The organism is Geomonas silvestris, from assembly GCF_014193515.1.
Lineage (GTDB): Bacteria > Desulfobacterota > Desulfuromonadia > Geobacterales > Geobacteraceae > Geomonas > Geomonas silvestris.
This window is the reverse complement of sequence record NZ_BLXX01000007.1, coordinates 1-25428: the sequence shown is the minus strand read 5'-3', so window position 1 is coordinate 25428 and position 25428 is coordinate 1. Positions and strand designations below refer to the sequence as shown.

General features: G+C 62.6%; 23 protein-coding genes, 1 tRNA gene and 1 riboswitch. Of the genes, 13 read left to right on the top strand and 11 right to left on the bottom strand.

Going from position 1 to position 25428, the window contains the following annotated elements; genetic code table 11:
• The first annotated feature begins 64 nt into the window (after nt 1-64).
• From GMST_RS12235 to GMST_RS12225, 3 genes are read left to right on the top strand one after another with little or no spacing between them, the layout of a single operon-like run.
• Entirely contained in the window at nt 65-814 is a 750-nt protein-coding gene (locus GMST_RS12235) for a sulfite exporter TauE/SafE family protein (protein WP_183354950.1), read from the top strand.
• Between the two features lie 2 nt (nt 815-816).
• Nucleotides 817-1677 carry an A/G-specific adenine glycosylase gene (locus GMST_RS12230; protein ID WP_183354949.1) on the top strand — a complete coding sequence of 287 codons (861 nt, stop codon included), beginning with the start codon at nt 817-819 and terminating at the stop codon, nt 1675-1677.
• Nucleotides 1678-1718: 41 nt separating this feature from the next.
• On the top strand, nt 1719-1892 hold the full coding sequence (locus GMST_RS12225) for a hypothetical protein (protein ID WP_183354948.1): 174 nt from the start codon (nt 1719-1721) through the stop codon (nt 1890-1892).
• A 61-nt stretch (nt 1893-1953) separates the two neighbouring features.
• Here the strand turns inward: GMST_RS12225 and GMST_RS12220 are convergent, their stop codons facing one another.
• The 3 genes from GMST_RS12220 to GMST_RS12210 all read right to left on the bottom strand — a co-directional run bounded on the left by GMST_RS12220 (nt 1954) and on the right by GMST_RS12210 (nt 3545).
• Complete coding sequence (locus GMST_RS12220; RefSeq protein WP_246399515.1) at nt 1954-2250, bottom strand: DUF1634 domain-containing protein; 297 nt, start codon at nt 2248-2250, stop codon at nt 1954-1956.
• An 11-nt stretch (nt 2251-2261) separates the two neighbouring features.
• Complete coding sequence (locus GMST_RS12215) at nt 2262-3098, bottom strand: sulfite exporter TauE/SafE family protein (RefSeq protein ID WP_183354946.1); 837 nt, start codon at nt 3096-3098, stop codon at nt 2262-2264.
• A 105-nt stretch (nt 3099-3203) separates the two neighbouring features.
• A complete protein-coding gene (locus tag GMST_RS12210) occupies nt 3204-3545 on the bottom strand; it encodes a hypothetical protein (protein ID WP_183354945.1) in 342 nt (113 codons plus the stop codon).
• 154 nt (nt 3546-3699) lie between these two features.
• Between GMST_RS12210 and GMST_RS12205 the strand changes: the two genes are divergently transcribed.
• The 6 genes from GMST_RS12205 (at nt 3700) to GMST_RS12180 (ending at nt 10504) form a co-directional block, all read left to right on the top strand.
• Nucleotides 3700-4497, top strand: a complete 798-nt coding sequence (locus tag GMST_RS12205; RefSeq protein ID WP_183354944.1) for a hypothetical protein — start codon at nt 3700-3702, stop codon at nt 4495-4497.
• Between the two features lie 548 nt (nt 4498-5045).
• Nucleotides 5046-5122: transfer RNA gene (locus GMST_RS12200), tRNA-Met, on the top strand.
• Nucleotides 5123-5287: 165 nt separating this feature from the next.
• Nucleotides 5288-6397, top strand: coding sequence for a GTP pyrophosphokinase (locus GMST_RS12195; protein WP_183354943.1), 1110 nt, complete (start codon nt 5288-5290; stop codon nt 6395-6397).
• Between the two features lie 426 nt (nt 6398-6823).
• Nucleotides 6824-8314: an O-antigen ligase family protein gene (locus tag GMST_RS12190; RefSeq protein WP_183354942.1), complete on the top strand. Its 1491-nt coding sequence runs from the start codon at nt 6824-6826 to the stop codon at nt 8312-8314.
• A 17-nt stretch (nt 8315-8331) separates the two neighbouring features.
• Nucleotides 8332-9252: a glycosyltransferase family 2 protein gene (locus tag GMST_RS12185; RefSeq protein WP_183354941.1), complete on the top strand. Its 921-nt coding sequence runs from the start codon at nt 8332-8334 to the stop codon at nt 9250-9252.
• Nucleotides 9253-9304: 52 nt separating this feature from the next.
• The gene (locus GMST_RS12180) at nt 9305-10504 is read left to right on the top strand and encodes a glycosyltransferase family 4 protein (RefSeq protein ID WP_183354940.1); all 1200 of its coding nucleotides are present in this window, start codon (nt 9305-9307) and stop codon (nt 10502-10504) included.
• Nucleotides 10505-10714: 210 nt separating this feature from the next.
• Here the strand turns inward: GMST_RS12180 and GMST_RS12175 are convergent, their stop codons facing one another.
• A complete protein-coding gene (locus GMST_RS12175; protein ID WP_183354939.1) occupies nt 10715-12319 on the bottom strand; it encodes a right-handed parallel beta-helix repeat-containing protein in 1605 nt (534 codons plus the stop codon).
• Between the two features lie 199 nt (nt 12320-12518).
• Nucleotides 12519-14300, bottom strand: coding sequence for a fibronectin type III domain-containing protein (locus tag GMST_RS12170; RefSeq protein ID WP_183354938.1), 1782 nt, complete (start codon nt 14298-14300; stop codon nt 12519-12521).
• Between the two features lie 210 nt (nt 14301-14510).
• Nucleotides 14511-14586: riboswitch (cyclic di-GMP riboswitch) on the bottom strand.
• 358 nt (nt 14587-14944) lie between these two features.
• Between GMST_RS12170 and GMST_RS12165 the strand changes: the two genes are divergently transcribed.
• A complete protein-coding gene (locus tag GMST_RS12165) occupies nt 14945-17899 on the top strand; it encodes a tetratricopeptide repeat protein (RefSeq protein ID WP_183354937.1) in 2955 nt (984 codons plus the stop codon).
• 147 nt (nt 17900-18046) lie between these two features.
• Here the strand turns inward: GMST_RS12165 and GMST_RS12160 are convergent, their stop codons facing one another.
• Nucleotides 18047-19570, bottom strand: coding sequence for a HAMP domain-containing methyl-accepting chemotaxis protein (locus GMST_RS12160; protein ID WP_183354936.1), 1524 nt, complete (start codon nt 19568-19570; stop codon nt 18047-18049).
• A gap of 482 nt (nt 19571-20052) precedes the next feature.
• On the opposite strand from GMST_RS12160, the gene GMST_RS12155 reads away from it, so the two are divergent.
• Nucleotides 20053-20937 (top strand): alpha/beta hydrolase, encoded by an 885-nt coding sequence (locus GMST_RS12155; RefSeq protein WP_183354935.1) that lies wholly within the window; start codon nt 20053-20055, stop codon nt 20935-20937.
• Here the strand turns inward: GMST_RS12155 and GMST_RS12150 are convergent.
• From GMST_RS12150 to GMST_RS12135, 4 genes are all read right to left on the bottom strand, one after another.
• The gene (locus GMST_RS12150) at nt 20934-21296 is read right to left on the bottom strand and encodes a hypothetical protein (RefSeq protein WP_183354934.1); all 363 of its coding nucleotides are present in this window, start codon (nt 21294-21296) and stop codon (nt 20934-20936) included. The genes GMST_RS12155 and GMST_RS12150 overlap by 4 nt on opposite strands.
• 139 nt (nt 21297-21435) lie before the next feature.
• A complete protein-coding gene (cmoB, locus tag GMST_RS12145; protein ID WP_183354933.1) occupies nt 21436-22383 on the bottom strand; it encodes a tRNA 5-methoxyuridine(34)/uridine 5-oxyacetic acid(34) synthase CmoB in 948 nt (315 codons plus the stop codon).
• On the bottom strand, nt 22380-23111 hold the full coding sequence (gene cmoA / locus GMST_RS12140; RefSeq protein WP_183354932.1) for a carboxy-S-adenosyl-L-methionine synthase CmoA: 732 nt from the start codon (nt 23109-23111) through the stop codon (nt 22380-22382). The genes cmoB and cmoA overlap by 4 nt, the downstream gene beginning before the upstream one ends.
• A 245-nt stretch (nt 23112-23356) precedes the next feature.
• Nucleotides 23357-23842 (bottom strand): VOC family protein, encoded by a 486-nt coding sequence (locus GMST_RS12135; RefSeq protein WP_183354931.1) that lies wholly within the window; start codon nt 23840-23842, stop codon nt 23357-23359.
• A gap of 227 nt (nt 23843-24069) precedes the next feature.
• Here GMST_RS12135 and GMST_RS12130 point away from each other — a divergent pair, with 227 nt between their 5' ends.
• Both GMST_RS12130 and GMST_RS12125 read left to right on the top strand, forming a co-directional pair.
• Nucleotides 24070-24564 carry a maleylpyruvate isomerase gene (locus GMST_RS12130; protein ID WP_183354930.1) on the top strand — a complete coding sequence of 165 codons (495 nt, stop codon included), beginning with the start codon at nt 24070-24072 and terminating at the stop codon, nt 24562-24564.
• 236 nt (nt 24565-24800) lie between these two features.
• Nucleotides 24801-25331 (top strand): hypothetical protein, encoded by a 531-nt coding sequence (locus GMST_RS12125; RefSeq protein ID WP_183354929.1) that lies wholly within the window; start codon nt 24801-24803, stop codon nt 25329-25331.
• Here GMST_RS12125 and GMST_RS22595 read toward each other — a convergent pair.
• Nucleotides 25313-25428, bottom strand: a 116-nt coding sequence (locus GMST_RS22595; protein ID WP_183354928.1) for an integrase core domain-containing protein, incomplete at its 5' end; no start/stop codon positions are given. The two genes, GMST_RS12125 and GMST_RS22595, sit on opposite strands and share 19 nt — an antisense overlap.

Here is a 25428-nt window from a genome sequence, read left to right as displayed (position 1 = left end):
ACCCGGGCGCCAGGCGCGCTTCTCATTATTGACAAGGCACGCCGCTTCGGGCACATTAGGCCGCATGGAACATCCCTTTCTGATCTTTTTCGCGGGCCTCCTCGCCGGTGTGATGAACTCGGCCGCGGGCGGCGGCTCCTTCGTGACGCTCCCCGTGCTGGTCTTCGCCGGGGTCCCCTCGGTCATCGCCAACGCCTCCTCCACGGTCGCCCTTTTTCCCGGGAGTTTCGCCGGCGCCTGGGCCTATCGGCACGACTTCGTTCCCTTCGAGGGGGTCTCGATCCGTGCGCTCTGGGTCGCGAGCGTACTGGGCGGACTGGCGGGGGCGCTTTTGCTCCTCTTCACGCCGGTCACCACTTTCGACCGGATCTTCCCCTGGCTTTTGCTCTTCGGGACCTTGGCGTTCACCTTCGGGCGCCAGGCCGGAGCGGCCCTGCGGCGCGTGGTGCACATCGGGCCGGCGGTGTTGTTGTTCGGCCAGTTCGTGCTCGCCATCTACGGCGGCTACTTCGGCGGCGCGGTGGGGATCATGACCCTTGCCGTCTGGAGCCTCTTCTTCAACGCCAACATCAACGCCATGAACGCCGCGAAGACGCTCCTGGTCGGCTCGATGAACGCGACCGCCGTGGTCTGTTTCGTCATCGCGGGCAAGGTCTGGTGGCCCCAGGCGCTCGTCATGATGGCCTCCGCCGTCGTGGGCGGCTATTTCGGCGCCCACTACACCAGAAAGCTTCCCCAGGACAAGGTGCGCCTGGGGATCACCCTGCTCACCTTCCTGATGACCGCCGCCGTCTTTTACCGGACCTACCGCTGAAGATGAGCCCGCCCAAGCAGAGAGCTCCCGGGCCCGCTTCGGGCGCCGTCCCCGATGCCGCTGACGTCGCCGCCTTTCGCGAGGTGGTGCTCGACTTCTACGCGGCGCAGGGGCGCACGCTCCCCTGGCGCGAGACCCGTGACCCGTACGCCATCCTGGTCTCAGAGATCATGCTGCAGCAGACCCAGGTGGACCGGGTCCGGGAGAAGTACCGGGAGTTCTTGGGAGAGTTCCCGACCCTGGAGGCCCTGGCAGCGGCCGAGCTCTCCCGGGTGCTCACGGTCTGGCAGGGGTTGGGTTACAACCGCCGCGCGGTGGCGCTTAAGAACTGCGCCCAGGCGGCCGTCGAGCAGCTGGGCGGGAAACTGCCGGCCGACATCGCCCGGCTCGAGTCGCTCCCCGGCATCGGCCCCTACACCGCCCGAGCCGTAGCCGCGTTCGCCTTCGACATCCCCAGTGCCTTCATCGAGACCAACATCCGTTCGGTGTTCATCCTGCACTTCTTCCCCGGGGCGGAGTCGGTGCACGACCGTGAGCTGCTCCCCCTGGTCGAGGCGGCCCTGGTCCGGGAAAGGCCCCGCGAGTGGTACTACGCCCTCATGGACTACGGAGCCATGCTGAAGAAAACCCGGGTGAATCCCAGCCGGCAGAGCGCGCATCACGTGCGCCAGTCGCCGTTTCGGGGCTCCAACCGCGAGCGCCGCAGCCTCATCCTGCGCAGCATCCTGGCCTCACCCGGGATCACCCAGAAGGATCTGGTGCGGGCGCTCCCCGAGCAGGAGGAGTCGCTGGCCGGCAACCTCGAGCGGCTCGAGCGTGAAGGGTTCATCCGCCGGGAGCGGGGCGGCTTCGTCATCTGTTGAGCTTGATTGGAAGGTCGATCTAGAGAGAAGGGGAGACGTAAATGTTCTGGTTACAGATTCTGGGAGTCGGTGCGATCCTCGCGGCCGGCCTTTTTTTGATCATCGTGTTGGAGCACACCTTCGTGAGCGGTCCCCAGCGCAAGAAGCTCGAGCGCCAGAAGCGCGAGCGGATGGAACAGGCGAAAAAAAAGAGCGAGGTCCCGCCCGCCGACTGATCCCCCGCGAGCCTTGCTGAAGACCCGCGTTCTTCCCGCTGTGAACGTTCCTCGGGCACTGTTATCCCCCCGCCCGCCCCAGCAAGATCCCCGTGGCAAGTGCCGCCAGCACCACCGCGCAGAAAAAGGCGAAGTACCAGTCGCGCTCCCTCACGAAGATGAGCGCCGCGGCAGCCACCCGCAAAACCGGCGTCCCCAAAAGTACCAGAAGACCCGCAGTGATCAGTCTCGGAGCGATTCCGGTAAGCCCCACGACCATCGCCGTCAGCCCCACCGCCAAAAGCGCCGCGGCGACCAGAGACCCCAACCGCAAGAGCCGCGCCAGCACCAACTCGATCGCTTCGTGCTTCGTTTCCACCGAATCCTCCCTTACCACCATTTCACCCCCCGGTAGATCATGGTAAGCGCCGTATAGGCGATGAGCGGGATGAAGCAGAGGCGGATCAGGTTGGCCCGTAGCCGCACCATGAGCTTCGCCCCGATTATGGCGCCCAGAAGCACCCCCAGGACGATGGGCCCCGCCACCAGCGGCTGCACGTCGCCGCGCGCGAAGTAGACCACCGCCCCCGAGGCCGCCGTGACGCCGATCATGAAGTTCGAGGTCGCCGTCGAGGCCTTGAACGGCATCCCCATCACCTGGTCCATGGCCGGGACCTTGAAAATCCCCGCCCCGATCCCCAGCAGTCCCGCCGCGGCACCCGAGAAGATCATGATGATAAGTCCCGGCACGGTGCGCGTCACCTGGTAGTCCACCCGGTGCCCCAGCGCCTTGTCGTAGTACGAGCCGCCCAGGCGGAGTTTTTGCGACAGGGCGTCCGGGACGATTCCCGACGGCAGTTCCTGCTTGCGCGCCTTGAACATGTTGTAGGTCGAGTAGCCCAAGAGGAGCCCGAACATGATGTAGAGTACGCGCTGGTTGATCACCCCGGCGATCAGCGCACCGCCCAGCGCGCCCAGGGCGGTCCCCATCTCGAGCCAGATCGCGACGCGGGTATTGGTGAGCCGGTCCCGCAGGTAGGCGACCGCCGCGCCCGTGGAGGTCGCGATGATGGAGACGGTCGATGCCGCCACTGCGGTGCGCATCGACATGCCGAACAAGATGGTAAGCGCCGGGACGATGATGATGCCGCCGCCCAGCCCGAGCATCGACCCCATGATGCCGGCGCCGATCCCGAGCAGGAAGATCTCGATGAAGGTAATGACCACGAAAGCTGCTCCCGAAGCGATGATGCCAGTTCTTCAACTGGTGCGGCCACAAAGTAGCCTGTTCGCGTCCGGGAGACAAACAAAAATGAGATGGGCAAGCGGCAACTAATGTTCCGCGCTGCCGAATCGGCGGATGAACTCGCTGTCTGCACAATATCTAAGCTGAGCTGCCTGTAATTTCGTCGCTGCAGCAATGGCTCGTATACTCTCTCGCAACTGATGCACTGTATTTCGGGAGGTTAGCGCGGCCTGACGTTCTGGCACAGCTTCTGCTTTAATGATGACAGTTACCGGCACAGTGCAGTGCCAGGTCGCACTGAGACAGGCAAAGGCGCCTTTCACCACCAGGTGAGAAGCGCCTTTTTTATTTTCATCGCAGCCCATTGCCAAAAGCGGCAGGATCCAGTGAGGGAAAACTCCTCCCTGGCCACCGGCCCCCAGTTTCAAGTCCCCGGTTTTCACTACATGCGAAGGGAGGATTCAGGTCGTTATCGAGATTGACAGTGCGGTCAGCCGAGGGAAACCGTCCGCTACGTTGCGGTCCCCGGCTCCCATCTCTGCTTTACACCTGCTTTTCACCAAACTTACAAAGGAGTAAACGATGAAACGAATTTCCAAGATTCTCATGCTGGCAATGGCGCTGACTGCTGCAACCTCCGGTATCGCCTCGGCGACCCCTTCCACCCAGATCTGGATCCCGTCCACCGACATCCAGTCCTTCGGGACGGTCCACCTGAACATCGACAACTACTTCCGCGCTTCCGGCGTCCCCAAGTCGGCCCCGACTGCCAGCGCCACCCGCGACGCGAACGTTATGGATATCGGCCCCACCGTGGGTATTCTCCCCTTCGAAAAGATCCAGGCCGAAATCGGTTTCGACTACCTGGTCACCGCCAACGAGCCCAACGACAACCACCCGCTCAGCGCGAACTTCAAGATCGGCACCCCCGAGGATTCCCTCTTCAAGTACTCCCCGGCCATTGCGGTCGGCATGTATAACATCGGACCCACCCTCAGCAGCAGCATGGCCCCCGGGGTGACTTCCGGCCAGAACATCGCCTACGGCCTGGTCGCCAAGACCCTCCCCGTAGTCGGCAGGCTCTCCGCCGGTTACTACCGCGGCAGCGAGCGCGCCCTGGTCAGCGACTTCAACACCCTGAAGCCCGAAAACGACGGCGTGCTTCTTTCCTGGGACCGCACCATGAGCGAGATCTCCGACAAGCTCTGGTTTGCCGTCGACTACATGGGTGGCAACAACGCCGATGGCGCCGTCAACTTCGGTGCCTCCTGGAACTTTGCCAAGAACGTCTCGGTGATCTTCGGCTACGACGTCTACACCAAGAAGTCCCTGGCCGGCAACAACACCTTCACCACCCAGCTCGACATCAACTTCCCGTAGACAGCTACTACGTTTCTCTCTCCGAGAAATGCTTGGCGGCCGCATCACCCTGGGGTGCGGCCGCCCTTTTTGGTTCAAAATGTGCGCCTGCAAAAAGTTCTCTTCCGGGACTTCCGAGAAGCGCGAGCGTTTCTTTCCTCGAAACGGTGGCAGATCTCTCGTCCCCCCCTTTGGAAGGGGGGCAGGGGGGATTTCATCCGGAGTTGCCACTGTCCGATACGCGCGCCACGAAGGCGAACAGCAAATCCCCTTCTGTCTCCCCTTCGCAAAGGGGAGAACGTAAGGCCGCCAGCAGTGCTGTAGAGCAATTCTTTCCAGCTTCCCTCGGATTTTCCCGATGCACCTTCGCAAAGGGGGGGGCAGGGGGGATTCGCCTTTACCTGGCCGCAAGCCGGCGGCGGCGCCACTTTTTTCCTCAACCGTTATCTACCCGATATATTCCCCGAAATGCGCTTCAGGAGGCGTCGCGCCGCTTGCGTATACCGCGCCGGGAGGAACAAGAGGTTGACTTCATTGGTGAGGCTGTGCTACAAGTGGTGAGTCAATGACGCGGGGTGGAGCAGTCTGGTAGCTCGTCGGGCTCATAACCCGAAGGTCATAGGTTCAAATCCTATCCCCGCAACCAATATAAGAAGGCACCCGGTTCCGACCTGGTGCCTTTTTCGTTTTTTCCGCGGGCGGCGCAGCACATCGTCGCGGCTCCGCCGCTGGTTATCCGCACCCCGTGTCGTCTTGCTTCCGTTTAGGGAAAATTCGGCGCCGCAGGGTGCCTGCTCAAAAGAGGAATACCATGGCATCGATCGACTTCGAGACCGAAAAAAAGGCCTTTGCAGATTTCTACCAGGCCAATCGCAAACAACTCGTCGCCGCCAAGAACAGCTACATGGATGCCATCCGTGCCCTGATCAAGCAGTCCGAGGTGGGGGTCGTCACCAAGATTGAAGGGCGGATCAAGGAAGAAGAGGAGTGCATCCGGAAGTTCCAGCGCAAATACCAGAGCAAGGTCGAGGCCGACGAACAACCCTACCGGATCTCCGACTTCATCTCGGACCTGATCGGAATCCGCATCGTCTGTCTCTACGAAGACCAGGTTCCGATGGTCTCGGAGCTGCTGCAGCGATACTTCGTCACCCTCAACGTAACCGACAAGACCTCGGCTGTGGAGAGCACCGAGGATTCCTTCGGCTACAAGGGGCTGCACCTCGACCTGGCGCTCCCGCCCGAGCCCGACGGTCTGCTCAAGGGGATGCCGCACCTGGTCCTCAGCTTCGAGGTGCAGATACGGTCCCTGATCCAGGACGCCTGGAGCCGGCTGGATCACATGATCAAGTACAAGAAATCGATCCCCGTCGACCTCAAGCGCAGGATCAACGTCCTTGCCGCCCTCTTTGAACTCGCCGACCGCGAATTCAAGGAGATCCGCAACGCGACCGTCGACCTCATGCAGCAGGCGACGGTGACCCCGATAGACGAGCTTCCCGAAAGCCTCCCCGGGGTGCCGGAGTCCGGCAGCGCCGCCGGGTCGAAGCTGGTGAACGCCTTCAACTTCCTGCCGATAGCGAGCCATTTCTTCCGCGACTTCGAGTTCGAAGACGCCAAAATCGACGACTTCGTCCAGGACATCCTGGAGTTGAACGGCAGCTTCCGCAAGGCCGACCTGCATCGCTGTCTCAACGAGAACCTGAAGACGGTTCGGGAGTACCGCGACTTCGTGCGGGCGGAGAATCCCGAGAAAGGGTTCAGCGCCTATACCTCGATACGGCACTGTTTGTACCTCTACGATCCGGAACAGTTCCAGCGCATCCTCTCGCGCAGGACCCGGGACCGCTTCGCTTCCTGGCTCAAGAGCACCACCTGTTCCGCAGCCAGAACCGTCGGGCCGGCGGCGCCTGACTGTTGAGGTCTCCGCATCATTTCCGGCTTTGGATTCTGAGGCACCCGGTTCGGCCAGGTGCCTCTTTCGATTCGAGCAGCGCCGCTCGTCCCTCTTCTCCGTCAATCCCCCCTCTCTTTTGCCCCGCTCTCAGCTTCCAGTCCCAGTCCCCGCTCTTCAGATCCCCAGCCTTCCCTCAAACGCGTCATGCCTAGCCTACTAGCCACAGGGCCTTTTAAACGCTCTGGCTCCTTCCTTGTCGGAAGTGCTCCGAGCCCCGCCCCCCTCTCTCTCCAATCCTGTTGACCTTAGAAAAATCCAATATACCCTTAACCAGTGCTGAACCTGCCACCGATACCGTGATCTGCCGAGAGTGTGGAAAATGTGCGAACAGTGTCTGCAAATCGGGATACCGCAAGGTAACGGCGCCGCTGATCAAGTCGGGGGTCCGCTATGACTGTCGCTGCGGACCGCAACGGGACTTCGCTTCTGGCATTCGCTGCCTACCTGGCGTGCGGGCTCGCCATCGGATTTCTCCTCGTGAAGATGTCACTTTTGTACACCTTCGCCCTGCTGGGGGCGCTCTTCGCGCTCTTTGTCACCGTCAAGAAACCCGAGCTGAGCATCGTCGCCATCGTCGTCATCATCGCCAGCGTCATCGACGTCTACACGCTTCCTCTCGTCCCGCTGGGCCCCGGCAGCCTCAACGTCACGGACATCCTGGTGTTCGTGCTTCTCGCCATGTCGTTTTGGAAACACCTCTCCACCCGGGATTCCCACCCGGCAACCCCCAGCCCGGTCAGCAGGCTGCTGCTCCTCTTCATGGTCTACGCCGTGGGCACGGCAATCTTGTCGATCGTACTCCTGGGGATGGACCTGAACACCGTGCTGAGGCTCTTCCGGGTGGTCAGCTACTACCTTATCTATTTCATGATTACCAACCTGGTGCGCACCAAGGAGCAGATCAGGTTCCTGGTGAACGCCCTGTTCCTGGTCGCCGCCCTGGTCGCGCTCACCATGCTGGTTCAACTGGTGATCGGGGATTCCGTCCAGCTCATCCCGGGAAAGCAGTACCGGGTCGACGTCATGGAAGCGGAAGTGGACGCCATGCGCCTTCAGCCGCCGGGGCAGACCCTATTGCTTGCCTGCCTCATCACGGTCATCGCCCTGCTCGCCAACCTGCGCTCCGCGCTGTCGCTGCGCTCGCGCTACCTGTACCTGGTGCTTTTGTTGGGGGGGGGGGTGCTGCTCACCTACGTGCGCACCTACCTCCTGGCGATTGCGCTGGTCATCACGTTCTACTTCGCGGTGGCGCGCCCCGATGAGCGCAGACGCCTGGCCAGGTTCGTCGTCTGCGGGTCGCTCCTCTTCGCTCTGCTCGCCGCAGGGGCCTGGGGGGCCGGCGGGAGGTTCCAAAGCACGCTCACGGCGATATCGGGGCGGTTCTCCACCCTCTTCGCCGGAAAGGAGCTGGTGCAGACCAACTCGCTCAACGACCGCCAGATCGAGAACAGCTACGCACTGAAGGAGATCGGGGAGCATCCGCTCTTGGGGATCGGACTGGGGCAGGACTACCGTCCCAAGCTCTACGGCCCCGACGACGAGATCACCTACTACGTCCACAACGTCTACCTCTGGCTGGTGCTGGACTTCGGGCTTCCGGGGTGCCTGCTGTTCTTCGCCTTTTACCTGACCTTTTTATGGCGCGCCTTCAAAAGTGCCAGGACTCAGCAGGACCCGTACCTCAGGTCGATAGCGGCGGGAGCTCTCTTGATGGGGGTGGCGGCCCTGCCGATGGCCCTGGTGATCCCGCTCTTTCTGGAATGGCACTCCATCGTGGTCCTGTCCATCCTGATCGGCCTGTCGGAAACGATACTCATTAACCGCGCTCACCCCGCGCCGCAGGCCGTGCTGCCGGCACCGGCCGAGGAGCCGGCCACCTGAAAAACGGAGGAGAACTGATGGGCGCCGTCGGCTTGTCGGAAGGAAAAACCGTCTACATCGTCCTGCTCAACTGGAACGGATTTCAGGATACCGTCGAGTGCATCGAGTCGTGCCGGGCCCTGAGCTACCGGCCGGCCACCGTCGTCGTGGTGGACAACGCCTCCCGCGACGGTTCCGAAGAAAAGCTGCGGCAAAGGTTTCCCGGCCTCCCGGTGCTCCAGACCGGCAGCAACCTGGGCTACGCCGGGGGGAACAACGTCGGGATCCGCTACGCCCTGGACCGCGGCGCCGACTACGTCTGGCTTTTGAACAACGACACCACGGTGCACCCCGAGGCGCTTACCGAGCTGGTCCGGGTCGCGGAGGCGGAGCGGCAGGCCGGGATCCTGGGATCGAAGATCCTAAGCTACCTCGATCCGACGCTCATCTGGTTCGCCGGCGGCTGGGTGGAGGCGGACCGGGGAGAAACCGGACACATCGGGCTGGGGGTCCCCGATCGGGGGCAGTTCGACCAGGTGACCGACACCGGGTACGTCACCGGTTGCAGCCTTCTCGTCAAGAGGGAGGTCGTCGAGCAGGTCGGGATGATGGACGAGGGGTACTTCCTGTACTTCGAGGAGAGCGAGTGGTGCCTGCGGGCCAAGCGGCAAGGGTACCGGCTGCTCTACGTGCCCGCCTCGATCGTCTGGCACAAGGAATCGGTCTCGACCCGGAAGCTCGCCGGCGCCTGGGTCTACTACATGACCCGCAACAGGCTTTATTTCATGAGCCGAAACGGCGCAAAGGCCCGCTGGCTCAGCCGCTTCGGCAGCGACCTCTGGGAATTTCTCAGGCTTTTGGCCAAGGGGGAGTTCCGCCTGGCCAATTGCATGTCATCGGGGTACTGGCACTGGCTCACCGGGTACCGGGGGCGCCGCGAACAACCGGTGAAAGGATAAGACCCCTGCAGCCGGCCGGTACCGGGCAGGTTCATCCAAAGGAGCTTTGCGCATGAAGATACTCATTGTGACCCCCTCGTTTCCCTACCCGCCCGACAGCGGCGCGAAGATACGGATCTTCAACATCATAAGGTACCTCTCCCGGGAAGACGAGGTCCACCTGATCAGCCTCACCGATTGCAGCGACGACGATGCGGTCCCCGAGATGCAGCGTTACTGCAAGAAGGTCCACGCGGTGCGCACCAACAGGCGCCCGGCCCTCCTGCAGCTCCCCGGCGTGCTCTACAACTTCGTCAGGGGGCTCCCCTTCATGCTCAAGTACGCCCAGGCCCCCGAGCTCAAAAAGGCGCTCGAGCAGGTCTGCGAGCGCGACAACTACGACATCATCCAGTTCGAGCACTCCTACATGGCGTACAACGTGAAATACCTCTCGAAGGAGCTGAGCTGCAAGACGGTCCTCTCCTTCCACAACATCGCCTCGCTGCAGTACTACCGGATCTACCAGCTGGAAAAGCGGCTCGTCAGGAAGGTGGAGTGCCTCTTCGAGTGGGTCCCGATGCTCAGGTGGGAGTCGAAGATCGCCCAGCGCTTCCACAAGTCGCTGGTGGTGTCCGAGCTGGACCGGATCCTTTTGCGCTTGATGAACCCGGGGCTCGACGTCTCGGTGGTCCCCAACGGGGTCGATGCCCGGAAGTTCTCCTGTACCCCGCTTGCCGGCCGAAAGCGGAACATCATCTTCGTCGGGCTCATGGACTACGGGCCGAACGCCGACGCGGTCCTCTACTTCCACCGGGAAATTTTCCCGCTGATCAAGGAAAAGGTGCCGGACTTGGGCTTTATGGTGGTGGGGAGCGACCCTCCCCGGGAGGTCCGGGAACTCTCCCGCAATCCGGACGTGGTCGTGACCGGGCGGGTGGACGACCTGAGGCCCTACTACCAAAAGGCGCTGGTCGCGGTCATTCCGCTGCGCTCCGGCGGGGGAACCAGGCTTAAGATCATCGAGGCGCTGTCGACCGGGACCCCGGTGGTATCCACCTCGGTCGGCTGCGAGGGGCTCGAGGTCTCGGACGGGGAACACATCATGATCGCCGACTCCCCCGAAGCCTTCGCGGCAAAGGTGGTTTCCCTTATCGAAGACAGCTCGCAGTGGCTGAGGCTCTCCTCGCAGGGGCGCGAACTGGTGGAGAAAACCTACGATTGGGAGTACCTCACCGCTTCGCTGCGCAAGGTATATCAGGCGGCGCTTAAGTAAAGAGGGCGGTCTTCCCCCGGGAACGCATCCGCCCAATCCCCGCGCGCCACGCCACCTTCAGAAACCGAAACTCCCTCCCCGGCAGGTCCCCGAAGTACACTCCTCCATCTTTTCGGCATCGCAGCCGACCGCCAAAAAAAACTCCCCCGGACCCGGAGGTCTGGGGGAGTTCGTTTGTTGCGGTTAGGGGCCGGTTCGGCCGGAGCCCGCCTAGTTAAGGCTCAGGACCGGGGCGGAGAGGCGCTTTCCTTCGAAGGCGCCGATGTCCGGTGCCTGGCCGGAGTAGGGGAGCCCCACGTTGACGCCGGCGTCGACCAGGTTCCCGCTCGTGCTGCGGTAGTAGGGGTCCGGCCGGACGCCGGAAGACGAGAACTGCGGGGCCACCCCCTTGGTGTTGTTGGTCTGGGTGGTGCTGGAGCTCGAGTTGGCGACGGTGTTGCCGTTGCCGGTGTTGTAGAACCAGTTGTGGTCCACCAGGGTGCTGCTCATGGAGCCGCCGATGCTGATCGGCGCAGCCGCCGTGTTCATGATCAGGTTGTTCTGGATCTTGGTCCCCGAGAGCGAGCCGGAGAAGGCCGAGCCGTCGATGCCGCTGCCGCCCCACGGTTTGGCCGTGATGGTATCGAAGACGTTGTTGTAGATCTCCACGTACGAGTTGTTGCCGCGCACGATGTGCAGGCCGTCACCGCAGTTGTAGACCACGTTGTTGCGGAACCTCCAGTGCGTTACCCCGGAGCCGGTGGTGTAGTTGGTGCTCCAGAGGCCGGCCGCACGCCCCTGAATCCCCGCCATGTAGTTGTTGTAGAAATCCAGGTAGTTGTGCGACAACTCGTGCCCCACCACCCCCGGCAGGTTCACGTTGGTCAGGTCGGTCACCGTGTCGTGGATCTTCAGGTTCCAGGTGCTCCCCGAGGAGAGGCTCTGCGGCCCGCCGTTGAGCGACAGGGTGTGGTAGTAGGTCGAGGCGTAGATCTCGGAATCGCCCAGGAAGTTGTACATCTCGAAGACGAAGGCGTTGGTGTCGGTGACGTCGGTCTTGACCGTCCAGTTGTAGGCCTTGAAGTTCTTCAGCCACCCCGGGACGGACTTCACGCCGGTACCCCTGTTGGGGAGGTTCTCGTTGATGGTCAGGTTGTAGAGCTGGGCGTTGGCCATGCCGCCGATGTTGATGGCGCCCATCCGCTCGCCCGGGCCGTTGTTCGCGTCGGTGGTGGTGTCGTTGGTCTCCACGTCGTGGATGATGTCGTTGAGGCCGTAGGCCGGCGGCTCGACCATGGTGTTGTTGGACCAGTCGTAGTACCCCTCGAGCCAGATGGCGTTGCTCTTGATCGACTGGAACTTGACGTCGTGGATGTTGATCTGGTCGGTGCCGCGGATGAAGATGCCGGCCGAGAGCGTCTTGCCGCTGCCGTCCAGGGTGAAACCGCTGATCTCGTTGTTGCCGTGCACCATCGGCGCGCTCGGCGAGGTCTGGCGGAAGATGTAGCCGGTGCCCCAGCCGCCGTTGTAGGCGGTCTTGATGAGCACCGAGCCCTTGCCGGCGCCCTGGATGTTGACCCCCAGGGCGAGGTTGCAGCGGTTGTTGTCGCTATAGGTGCCGGCGTTCAGGTAAATGGTGTTGCCGGAGCTGGTCACTTTGGAGCAGGCGGTGGACAGGGTCTTCCAGGGGGAGGTCGAACTGCCGTTGCCCGAGGTGTCGTTGCCGTTGGGGTCGACGTAGTAGGTGGCAGCCCAGCTCGAGGAGCACATCAAAAGAGCTGCCAGCGCGCTCAGTATGGTGATGCGTCGCAACTGGGTCGGTTTCTTAAAAGACATCAGTATCTCCTGTTTCGATTGGTGTACGTGGTGTGCTCGGTGCGCCGAACGCAAGCCTGAGCGGGGCCGGCATCGGGACACGGTCGTCCCGGATGCCGGCTTCTTGCTCGGGCGGACGCGCCGCCCGCTTCCCGGTGCGCGGCCTTCGTTAGCCGCGCCGTGGGCCTCTTCCGGCCGCCTGGCGGCCCGGAGGGGGCGCTTACATGAAGGTTGCCGAAATGCTGTGGTCGGCGCTCACGTTGGTAAAGGTGTAGCTGGAGAGGGCGCCGACGGAGACGCCGTCCACCGTGACGGAGGCGATCTTCTTGCCGCTTGCCGGGGTTATGGTGATCACCGGCGAGGTGTTGAAGAGTGCCCAGTTCCCCGCGCTGATGTTCCCGCCGCTCCCCGCGGTGGTCTGGATGTTGTAGTAGCGCACGTCGAAGCTGGCCGAGATGGTGTGGTTGCCGCTCAGGTTACTGAAGGTGTAGCTGTAGGGCGCACCGCCGGCGACGCTGGAGGCCACGGTCGCGCCGTCGACCACCACGCTCTTTATGTAGTAGCCGGTGCTCGGGGTGATGGTGTACGACTTGCTCCCGCCGCCGGTGACCGCGCTGGTCCCGGCCGGGGTGATGCTGCCGTTGGCCCCTGCGGAGGCGGCGATGGTGTAGCCGGCGGCGAAGGTCGCGGCGACGGTATGGTCGGCGGCCAGGTTGTTGAAGGTGTAGGAGGTGACGGCGCCCAGCGACTTGCCGTCCACGGTCACGTCGCTTACCTGGTAGCCGCTTGCCGGGGTGATGGCGATGGTCTGCGCGGTGTTATAGGCGACCCAGCTGTCGCCCGGGGTGACCGAGCCGCCGGTCCCCGCACTTGCCACCACGTGGTACGACCGCACCGCGAAGCTGGCGGCGATGGTGTGGGGCGCCGTCACGCCGGTGAAGGTGTAGCTGTACCCCGCACCGCCGGGGATGTTGGAAACCACCGCCGTGCCGTCTACCGTGACGCTTGCCACGTAGTAACCGGTGGCGGGGGTGACGGTGTAGGTCGGGGTGCTCCCCGAACTGACGGTAGCGGTACCCGCGGGGGTGATGGAACCGTTTGCCCCGGCCGAGGCCGTGATGGTATAGCCTGCGTTGCCGAAGGTGGCGGCGACGGTATGGTCGGCGTTCAGGTTGTTGAAGGTGTAGGAGGTGACGGCGCCTACGGACTTGCCGTCCACCGTGACGTTGGCCACCTGGTAACCGCTGGCCGGGGTGATGCTGATCGTCTGCGCCGTGTTGTACTGGGCCCAGCTGTCGCCGGGGGATACCGTACCGTTGGCGCCCGCGCTTGCCACGATGTGGTAGGAGCGGACCGCGAAGCTGGCCGCGATGGTGTGCGAGGCGCTCACGTTCGTGAAGCTGTAGCTGTACCCGGCTCCCCCCGCGATGTTCGAGGCGACCTGGCTGCCGTCGACGGTGACGCTCGCTACGTAGTAGCCGGTTGCCGGGGTGACGGTGTAGGCCTGGGTGGCGCCGCTGGAGACCACGGTTGCCCCGGCGGGGGTGATGCTGCCGCCGCTACCTGCCGAGGCGGTCACGGTGTAGGCGGAAGCGGTCCCGCCGCCGGTTGTGCTCCCGGTGCCGCCGGTTGCGGGGGTGCTGTAGCTCACCTCGTTGGAGTACCCGCTCGAGTTACCCAGGTTGTCGTAGGCGGTGACGGCGAAGTAGTAGGTGGTGCCGTCGCCAAGCCCGGTCATGGTGTAGGAATTGGTGTTGCCGACGTCCACAGGGTTCGAGTAGCTCCCGCGGGTCGTGCCGGTGTAGAGCTTGTACCCCTTCAGACCGGAAAGGGTGCTGCCGTCGGAGTAGGTCGTCGGAGCGCTCCAGGACATGGTCGCCTGTGCTGCGTGGGCGGTGGCGGTCGGCAACAGTTGCGCCGTTACAAGCGTTGCCAGGATGAGCGCGCAAAACGCGATCCGGGCGGGCAGGTTGGTTCGTTTCGAGTAGCCGGTGTTCATCATAAACGTATGTAGCCTCCTTGTTTCTGTGACGGTTGCGGTCGTCGGGCCGGTGCAGGACGGTGCTCACCTCTTAGGCTTTTGCGCTGCCAGCCGGTCGAGTTTTCCGGTTCCTTCCCCCTCATTGACTCTCCTTTGCCTGGTGCTGATGAGCCCGTGGTCCCGACTCCGGACGCAAAAAAACCGGGGCCTCATATCAGCATGCTGTGATATTTCGGCGACCCGGCTGTCTCGGTGAGACCCTTAGGCTTTCCGTCACTCCCTCGCGGAAGTTTTAGTATTGTCGTCTATCGCTATTCCGTTTTCGTTTCGTTGCAAGGACGGTAGCACAGGGAAGAGCGAACCGTTGGTGACCCCCGTCACCGCAACGGCAGATCCTACATCCGGCACTTTTGCCGGTCTCAGACCTCCCCGTGAAGGTCGGTTCCTCCGGCATTTACCGGGTAAACCAGCAGGTTATCGGGATGGAGCGCTGCGGGAACACCGGGTTTCCCCGCAACGCGGCGCTCTTTCCCGTTTGGCCCGAAAATGCCGCGGCATCCCGCCCCTGACGGAGCGCCCCTCCCGTTTCGAACCTTTCCCCTTTGACAGCGCCTGTTATAATATTAAAATTCTCAAATTTACGTGCGACCAAAAGGAGATGCGCTATGAGCTGGCATGCCGCCGTGCAGGACGCCCTGAAGACGCTGGACTCCGCCGTCATTCCCTCTTCGCTCGAACTCATCTCCCTGATCAAGAAGGTGAACCCGACCACGGTCTGCCTCTCCGAAACCCAGCGCCTGAAGGGGTACGAGATCAAATCGAGACTGCAGAACCTGCTGCTGGAACACTACGGAGAGACCTTCCGGCTCGTTCCCCATCCCCTCAACTCCGAGATCGTTCTCATCAAGCACGCCGCCCTGCCATCCATCGACGCCTGCCACACCCCGCTGGCCGCTCTTTCCAGAAAGGCCCTCGACCAGGCCCTGAGCGAAGCCGAACCTGTCGCCCAGGTAGCGCCGAAAAAAGCGCGCAAGGCGAACAAGGAAGCCCCCGAGCCCGCCGGGACCCCGCGGGAGCTTTTGAGGCGTGCGCAGGAGTTTCTCGCCGGGTACGATTTCGCGGCTGCGGAGGAGGTCCTGTGCAGCATCCGCATTACGGACCGGGACGATGTCCCGACCGTGGAGAGGGCGGTTCGGGCCCTGATCGAGGAGATGGGGGGGTACCAGCAGGCTGTCGACCTGGTTCTGGCCCAGCAGCACCAGTTCCTGCGCGACCCCAGGCTGCGCGTCCTTTCGGCCCGGGCCTACCACCTATGCGGCGCCTTTGCCGAGGCGCGGGCTATTTTCGACGGCCTGCAGCGCAAGGAGCTGGACAAGGAAGCCCTGGTGGCCTATGCCGACATCGCCCACAAGGACGGGAACCTGGCCCTGGCCCTCAAGCTGCTGCAGACCGCGGAGGAGACCGAAGGGTTCGCCGGGGGGCTGGAGGGGTTGAAGCAGGAGGTGGAAGCCGCCTTGCAGGTGCAGGTCGCCCCGCTCCTCGATGCGGCCTGCGCCGCGCTGCAGGGCGCAGATCTGGCCGGGGCCGAGGCCCTGGCGCGGGAGGTGCTGCACCTTTTCCCGGGCAACCCGCGGGCGCGCGAGGTCGTGGCGGCGATCTCGGCCGACCGGGAAGCCGCCGAGATCGCCCTCCTGTGGGAGCGTCTCGCGCAGACCGCAGGGTGCGAGGCGCGGCTGGAGCTTCTGGAGAAACTCCTGGCCCGGGACCGCGCCAACGAGGTACCGCTCGCCGCCCTGGTCGCGCAGGAGAGGGGGAAACAGAAAAAGGCCTGGGCGCAAACGCGCCTCGAGCGCTTGCGCGTCCTGGTTGTCGAGGGTTGCTGGCCGGAGGCGTTCGACATCGTCTGGTGGCTTAACGAACAGGCGGAGCTGCGGGAAGACTGCCGCGAGGCCTGCTCCCTCTCTCCCTACCTTGCCTTTTTGCTGGGAAACCGCAGGCTGGAGAGGCTTCCCGATAAAAGCGCGCGCCAGGCCTGGCTCGACCTGGTTGCTGCCCTCGGCTCCTGCCAGGCGGGAGAACCGGCAGGGTGCCTGGACATCTTGGAACGGGTGAGGCACTACTTCGAAAAGTACCGGGAGTTCCAGGAGGTCTACGACGCGGCTCTCGTCTGGGAACAGGGGAGGGCACGGGAGGAGATCGAGGGGATACTCGCCGCAGCGGGGCGGGAGGGTACCACCCTGGGCCAGGTCCAGGCTTTTTCCAACACGGCCCGCAAGGCGATGCTCCACCTTCCCTTGGAGGAAAGGGCCGAGATCGGCCGGAAACTGGAGGCGCGGATCGCGGAGTTGACCCCCACCCACTCCGACGAGGATGTTTTCGAGGCCTACCGTTACTTCGTCAGGTCGGGGGTGCACGACCGGGCCGACCTGGTGAGAAACATGCTCCCCGGTCGTGATGAGGATTTTAAAAGGTGCGCTGCCGAAGTTGCCGCAGACCTGGCCATCGAACGCACCCCCCTGCGCTTGGAGTTCTCCGGCACGCTCCCCCCGGACCTTTTCGGCGAGGCACCCTTGCAGTGGATCGGCTCCACCGACCGCCATATCGTGTGGCAGGATGGCGAGGATGCCCTGGTGGTCTTGGATGTCAACAAGCGCCAGGCGGGGAGGTTCGTCTCGCCGCATCTGAAGGGAGTGTACCTTCTCGATGCTCTTCCGGCCGACGATACCTTCCTCTTCAGCAGCACGGAGGACCCGCTGCACAAGTGGCGGGCGGTGCTCAACGACGAGGAATGCGTCTTCACCGCCTGTGTCGACATCAGGGAGTTCAGTCAAACCGGAGACGACGTTCCCGTGTCCGTTTATTTTTCCTCCGAGCGGGCCTCCGACTACTATGTCGTCATCTGGGACGCGAAAGAAACCCAGCCGGGGAGGGTGGTCCGCAGGAAGATTGGGAACAAATGCCAGGCGGTCAACTTGCAGGTCGGCAGCAGGCTGCGCCCCGAGGTGCTGCGGATTTCCAGCTACCCCGACAAATTCATCATCGGGTGCGATGACATCATGAAGTTCTGCTTCAAGAACCTCACCTCGGACTACAGTCTCGACATGCCGCCGCGCGACGTCTGGGAAATCGACGCGGCTAACGGGCATTTCTACTACTTCGACCGCGCGATTTTGAAGAGGGCCAACATTGCCGACTACGAAAACCGCATAACCTATTCCAACTCGTCGTGCTGTTTTTTCTTCGCCGAAAATCACCGCAAGCTCGGTCTGAGCCCCGAGACCGGCACCTTGATGGTTCGCTTACGGCAGAAGGCAGCTCTCTACCATTACGGGGAGAACAGAATTTCCCAGTCGTTTGCGCTCGGCCGCCTGGTCGGCACCAAACCGGCGCGCAGCTGGTACGTTTACGACTATCAAAAGGAGAGCCAGACCCTGACCGTGAGGGACATCGGCCGGGAGCTCGCTGACCTACTGGAGTGGGAAGAGGCACAGACGCCGGTGAACGGCAAGGAAAAGGAAAACCCGAACTGGAGTGAGGAACTGCACAGGCAGATCTATTTCGGGTACACCGCCGAAGAGGATGAGCCTTCCGCGGCCGAAGGGGAGCCCGCCGGCAGCTAAGGAGTGCCCCCCCCCGTTAAAGGCTCTCCCGCACGCACCAAACGATGAAAGGCACCCGGTTTCGGCCGGGTGCCTTTCGTTTATGCCCAGATGCTACTGCCCGCGAAGCACCGAATCCCTTGCCACGACGCCGCGGCCGGACTACCCTTAGAACCTCTCGAACTTCTCGTCCATCTCCAGCTCGACCCCCTGGTGCCGGTAGGCCATGGGAGCCGCTACCCTTTTGGGGGCGGCAGCCGGCCGTGCCGCGTTGCGCCGCATCTGCGCCTGCGGTGCCTGGTAGCGCGGATCTTCGGAGCTTGCCTTGAAGAAGGTGATCGCCTCCTGCATCTGCACCGCCTGGCCGGCGAGTTCCTCGGCCGTGGAGGACATCTCCTCCGCCGCGCTGGCGTTTTGCTGGATGACCTGGTCCAGCTGCTGGATCGCCTTGTTGATCTGCTCGGCGCCGCTGTCCTGCTCCCGGCTCGAGATGCTGATCTCCTGGACCAGTTCCGCGGTTCTCTGGATATCGGGGACCATCCGGGAGAGGAGTTCGCCTGCCCGTACCGCGACGTTCACGCTGTTCGCCGAAAGCTCGGAGATCTCGCCGGCCGCGCGCTGGCTGCGCTCCGCGAGTTTCCTCACCTCGCTTGCCACCACCGCAAACCCCTTGCCGTGCTCGCCGGCGCGGGCCGCCTCGATGGCGGCGTTCAGTGCCAAAAGGTTCGTCTGGCGGGCGATCTCCTCGATGATGTTGATCTTGGAGGCGATCTCCTTCATGGCGCCGACGGTCTCCTCGACCGCCTTGCCCCCTTCCTTGGCAGCCTCTGCGGACTTGATGGCGATCTTTTCGGTCTGGGCCGCGTTGTCGGCGTTCTGGCGGATGTTGGCGCTCATCTCTTCCATGCTCGAGGAGGCCTCTTCGGCCGCTGCCGCCTGTTCGCTGGCCCCCTGCGACATGGTCTGGGCGTTCGCGGAGAGCTCCTGGCTACCGGTGGTGAGCCGGGCAGAGACCTCGGCGAGCGCGTTCACCGGCTTCATGATGCTGCGGATCAAGAGGTAGGCCGAGAGCGCGGAAATCGCCACGACCAGCAGGCTTATCACCGACAGTGCTGCCTGCGCCTCTCCCAGGGCAGCGACGATGTCGTTCTTGATGCGGCCGGAAACCGCATCCTGCTGCGACTTCAAAAGGGACGAGGAGGCCTCGTTGACCCGCACCAGGGACGGTGCCGCTGCCTTCAGGGCCCGGGCCGTGTCTTCCTGGTTTCCCGCGGTGGCAACCTCGATCACGGTGTTGTTGAGCCCCGAGCACTCCTTGATGGCGTCCTTGAAGGCGACCAGCTGCTCCTTGTACTTCTTGCCGGCCGGGGTGTCCGCTACCGGGGTATCCTCAAGCTTCTTCATGGCGTCGCGGTACACGGCGCGGTCGGAGTCGATGGTGGCGCGGGCGCTCTTGCGGAACTCGGGGTCCTGGATCGCGGCATAGAGGGCCACCGTGCGCGTTATGGTCTGGATGGAGTTGGCCGCGTTGCTTATCAGCGTGATCTTCGGCAGGTTTGCCTCGGAGATGTGCTTGCTGCTTTTCTGGATCTTGCTGAACTCTAACGACGTGTAAACGATGCTCGCCACGAACAACGTGATCGTTACCGCAAATACCCCGCTCAACCGTTTACCGATGGTCCAATTTTTCACCGTATCCTCCTATGCGTGTAGGTGCAGATATTACATGTTAGGAAACTCATTCGGTGAACCACCTGATAACTTTAGGTAATTTCATCCCGTTTACAGCCGGGTTGCTGGCAGTCCAATGAGAAATAAGGCTAACGGTGTTCTGCTTCCGGCAGGGAGCCTTGTTGCCGCAGGTGAAAGGGGCGGTTCCACCGGTGGTTTCCACGGCAAAATCCTTGGCACCCTGTTTTATCGGCGCCGAATTGGTAAGACCAGTCTCGGCGTCCGGTTCTCCCTGATTGGGGAAAAATAATGGCTGAAACTGTCGTGCAGGGAAGGGGAGGGGAGGGCTCGCTCCTGTCGGCGCGGTTTTCCAGGCGGGGGGCGCAGCGGAAAAGGCGCCAGGTGAAACTATAATGGTTTCAGTGGACTCCTAGGCGGGCTGGGCTATTATTGCAGCCGGGAAGTCGCAAGGGGGGAGAGCTGCAGCTAAAGGAGCGATCGTGATGACCAGGTGGAGTTTTCGGGCGGTGCTGCTGCTCGTGGTTGTCTGCTGTCAGGGGTGTCTCGGGAGGTTTTTCTACTATCCCGACCGCAACGTGTACCATACCCCCGCGAAGGTCGGGCTTGGCTACGAGGAGGTGACTTTTCCCAGTTCCGACGGCACGAGCCTCTCCGGCTGGTTCATCCCGGCGCCCGGCGCGGCGCGAGGGACCGTGGTCCACTTCCATGGCAACGCCCAGAACATGACGGCGCATTTCAGCTTCGTGCACTGGCTTCCCCGGGCCGGTTACAACCTGTTCCTCTTCGATTACCGTGGTTACGGAAAGTCTGCCGGCGCTCCGGACCGTGCCGGGCTTTTCCGGGATTCGCAGGCGGCGCTGCGCTACGTAGCGGGGAGAAGCGACGTGGACCCCGAGCGCCTCGTGGTATTGGGGCAGAGCCTGGGGGGCGCCAATGCGATCGCCGCACTCGGGGTGCCCGGTGCCCCCCGCGTGCAAGCGGTGGCCGTCGAGTCCGCCTTTGCCAGCTATCGAAGCATCGTCAGGGAGAAGATGGCGCAGATTCCCGTGCTCTCCCTTTTGCGCTGGCCGCTTTCCTACCTGCTGATCGGGGACAGCTACAGCCCCATCGACGCGGTGGCTGCCATCTCCCCCGTGCCGCTTCTTCTCATCTACGAGACCGAGGACAACATCGTCCCGATTTCCGAGGGGGAGAAGCTCTACCAGAAGGCCCGCGAGCCCAAGGAGTTCTGGAAGGTGCCCGGGGGTGTGCACGCCGGGGCCTTTGCCCAGTCCGACTCCCCCTACCGAAAGGCGCTCGTCGAGTTTTATGACAAGGCCCTGCGGGGGAAGGCCGGTACCGCGCCGGCCGGCCCGGCCGCCCCTTAAGCCCTGAGTCGTTCGCAGAGCTCCTTGAACGCGCCGCCGTCCACCTTAAGCTCTACCGGGTTGCCGTTGTCCTGGTAGCCGATCGTGACGACGCCCCCCACGATCTCGTGTTCCATCTCCGCGAAGAGGACCGCCCGCGGGTTGAGGAGGAGGTTTCCGGTGCGGATGAACCCCTTCGTTACGAGGTCCTGCGCCAGCGATTCCTGTTCGGCCTTCGTCACCTTCTTGAAAAGCTGTTTATGCACCGCGCCGCCGTCGAACCAGGCGTCGACCAGTCGCGTGTCGTCGCCCAAAAGAGGGTTTTCCGCGGGTGTAGTCAGCTGTGCGGCGAGGATCCTGTCGGTATTGATGTAGCGCATGAATACCTCCTTCCTTGTTGTTTTACTTTGTCAAAGAAACGAAAGCCTGCCACGGAGACACGGAGGCCACGGAGAAAAACAAGTTCCTGTTCTTGACGTCCTCCGTGTGCTCCGTGTCTCCGTGGCGAATATCCCTCTCCTAAGGCCGTGTCGCGGTGAATACCGCCCGCACCGGCGCCGGGTGCCCCTCGATCGTCTTCTCCGCGTCCTCCGGATCCAGAAAATCCCTCAGCGACTCGAAACGCATCCACTCGGTGGAGCGCTGCTCCTCCACACTGGTGCGGTTGGTGCCGACGCAGGCGACGTCGGTGAAGCCGCAGCGCTCAAGCCACAAGGTCAGCGCGGCTAGGGAAGGGAGAAACCAGACGTTGCGCATCTTGGCGTAGCGCCCCTGCGGCACGAAGACGGTTTCCCGCCCCCCATCCACGATGAGCGTCTCCAGGATCAGCTCCCCGCCCGGGCGCAGGCACCCCTTGAGCTGGTAGAGGTGGTCGAGGGGCGAACGGCGGTGGTAGAGGACCCCCATCGAGAAGACGCTGTCGAAACAGGCGATATCCTGCGGGACCTCCTCGATCCCGACCGGGATGACGTGGTGCTGCGGGTCGTTAAGGTAGCGCTGCATCACCAGGAACTGCTGCACCGACAACAAGAAGGGCTCTATCCCGAGGACGAACTCGGCGCCGGCGCCGCGCATGCGCCAGCCGTGATAGCCGTTGCCGCAGCCGACGTCGAGAACCCTGCGCCCGGCGAGCGGCTGGATATGCGGGAGAACGCGCTCCCATTTCCAGTCCGAGCGCCATTCGGTGTCGATGTCGATGCCGAAGAAACGGTAGGGCCCTTTGCGCCAGGGGTGGAAGCCCTGGAGCTGGGCGACCAGCTGATCGCGGTCGAGATCGCCCAGATCCGCACCTTGGCCGATGCGCACCTCGTCCTTGAGTTCGATTCCCGACGGGCGCAGCTTCGGTAGCGACTCTACCGCAGCCAGCCGCTCGGCAAGTCTCTCGGGCAGGTGCGCCCGCAGCTTTTCCGCCCAGGCACCCAGGCCAAGTTCCGCCAGTTGCCGATAGAGGGGATCGTAGCAGTTCATTTGATGGCCACCAGGGAGGCGAAGTTGAAGCATTGGAACCAAAGATAGCTGGCCGAGAATCCCGCGGCAGCAAGCCGCTCCTGGTGGCAGGCCAGCGTTTCCGGGATCATGACATTCTCCAGAGCGGTCCGCTTCTGGCTGATCTCCAGATCGCTGTAGCCGTTGGCCCGCTTGAAGTCGTGGTGCAGTTCCATGAGAACCTGCTGCTGTGCGGGGTCCGCAAAGGCGATCTTCTCGGACAGGACCAGGACACCTCCCGGCCGGAGCCCCTGGTAGATCGAACGGATCACCGCGAGGCGCTGCGCCGGCGGGACGAACTGCAGGGTGAAGTTGAGAACCACCACCGAGGCGTTCTCGACCTTCACCTCCTTGAGGTCGGCGCAGATCATGGTCACCGGGACGCTCGACCCGTTGTCGCGCGCCAGAAGTTCGCGGCCGCGCTCGATCATCGCCGGAGAGTTGTCGACGGCGATGATGTCGCAGTCCGGCTGGGTGATGCGCTGGCGCATGGCCAGGGTGACCGCCCCCAGGGAGCAGCCGAGGTCGTAGCAGTGCGTGCCGGCTTGGGCGTACTTCGCGGCGACGATGCCGATATTGGCAATGATCATCCCGTACCCGGGGACCGAGCGCTGTATCATGTCGGGAAAAACTGCGACGACCCGTTCATCGAAAGCGAAATCGATGATTTCCTGCAGGGGCGCAGCGTAGAGAGCGTCGTTCTTGGTCACGTTCCTGGTCCTTTCCAACTCATTTCTGAGAAACGGGCCCGATGCGAACCCATTCCGCTATTCCTATCGACTTTGCTACGAAACGGGTGCCCATCAGCAAAAATCGAAACTGGAAGATAGCCGGTCTCCGTCGGAATATCAACCCCTTGTTGTAGCGGTATCAATGCCGCGGAAAGAATGCAAAGGCCTGTCGCTTATTCACGACAGGCCTTTCGTTTCCTGCTCCGGTAAAAAAATTGTGGAGGTCAGCCGCGGCGAGCTGCCTCGATAGCGGCGATATCAATCTTCATCATCTGCATCATCGCCTCGAAGGCCCGCTTGGCGGCGGCGCGATCGGGATCGGTGACCGCTTTCATCAGGGCGGTCGGGGTAATCTGCCAGGAGATCCCCCACTTGTCCTTGCACCAGCCGCAGGCGTTTTCCTGGCCGCCATTGCCGACGATCGCGTTCCAGTAACGGTCCGTTTCCTCCTGGTCGGCGGTTGCTACCTGAAAGGAAAAGGCCTCGTTGTGTTTGATTTCGGGGCCGCCGTTGAGCCCGATGCAGGGGATCCCCATCACGGTGAACTCGACCATCAGCACGACCCCTTCCTTTCCCGAGGGGAAGTCTCCCGGTGCCAGGTGCACTGCATCGACCGAGGAATCGGGAAACGTCTCCGCATAAAACCGCGCCGCCTCCTCGGCGGTCCCATCGTACCAAAGGCAGACTGTATTCTTCGCTGGCTGCACCATGTCATCCTCCTTGAGAGATACCGGTAACGCAGCACCTTGGCATACGGTACCACCTCCGTGCAGCTCTGCAAAGTCATAACGCGGCAGAGCCTCGGTATCACGCCCCGGGTTCAGGGTTGCCCGTGCCGGGCGGCCGCCATCGCCAGCCGGAACATTCGCCGAACGCCTGCAACGTGCTATGCTTGAGCCAGTAACTCGGACTGTCTTGGCAAGGAGGAACATCTGACATGGCAAGTTCACGCGGCAAACAGCTGGCGCAGGAGATCCTGCAGAAAATGGCGAGCCTCAAGGAGGTTTGCGACGGCGTCGACGAGGCCACCGCATCCCGAGCCCCTTCGGGAAGGTGGTCGCCCAAGGAGATCCTCTCTCACCTCTGCGGCCCCGAGAGGGAAGGGCACCTGCCGATCTTCAAGGCGTTTCTCAAGGAGGAGACCCCCACCATCGACCTTCGGACCGAGGACCCTTTTTTCACCGAAACCCGGGCGCAAACCAGCTTTTCGCAACTGGTGCGCGAGTGCGAGCAGGAGTACCAGGGGATAGCGAGGTTCGCGACCGAGCTCTCCGACGAGCAACTGGCGCGGACCGCATACATACCGAAGCTGAAAGATTCTCCCCTTGGCGACTACCCGACCCTGGACGGCCTCATCGCGGGGGTGGGGGAGTTCCACCTCCAGTCGCACATCGACCACCTTAAGGAAATCCTGGCAGAGCTGGCCAAATAAGTTTTTCGGAAAGAAGATCCTTACCGCAAACGCAGCATAACTGATGGGCGCTCCTCGAGGGGCGCCCATCTTCGTTTCGCGGCTGAAAGGGGACCTCTGGCGAGCAGCCTGAAAATGGCCCGGGTCGAAAAAAATTGCTGATCACGAAAAAAAATCGTTGGAAGGGGCTTGCATCGCCCTTTAGGGTCTGTAAGATTAGTGAAAACAAATTCTACTCTCGTCTGGAGGTGATGTAGATGCCTATACCTGAAGCGTACGCCATCTTTGAACCCAACCTGCGCAAACTGCCGTATCCGGAATTTTACCTGGTACTCTCCGATTCCGCCGATGCTCTGGAGGTTCATCACTTCTTCAAAGATAACTGGGAATCCTATGTGCCGAACTTCCTAAATCTGCGGGGCCACGTGACTAAGATGAAGGAGTACGGGGTAGGGGCAGACCGGGGCGACCGGGAAATGAAGGCACTGCGCGACCAGGTCAGGGCGCGGGCCGAACTCGATATCCTGCTGATAATCAACTACGTGGTGATGCGAGCCCTCGAGAAGCAGGATCCGACCCTTTTGCAGAACACCGGGCTGCCGCTCAAAGAAAACAAGCCGACTCGCAGCAGCTCCCGCATCGCTCCGGTGACGGTGCCGGTAGTCTTGATGGCCAAACATAAGAGGACACGGCTCGGTATTGAGTCCGGCACCGTGATCCTTGCCGGAAAACATGTAAAAAAGGGTGGGCCGTACCGTAAGCTCCCCCGTCAAGTAGACATTTCATAAGTAGAGTTTCTGGTGTAGCGATTCATGTAATCAGAGGGCGTTAGATCCCCAAGGGCATCGTGCGGGCGTAGCTCGTTGTAGTCGTTCATCCACCAGT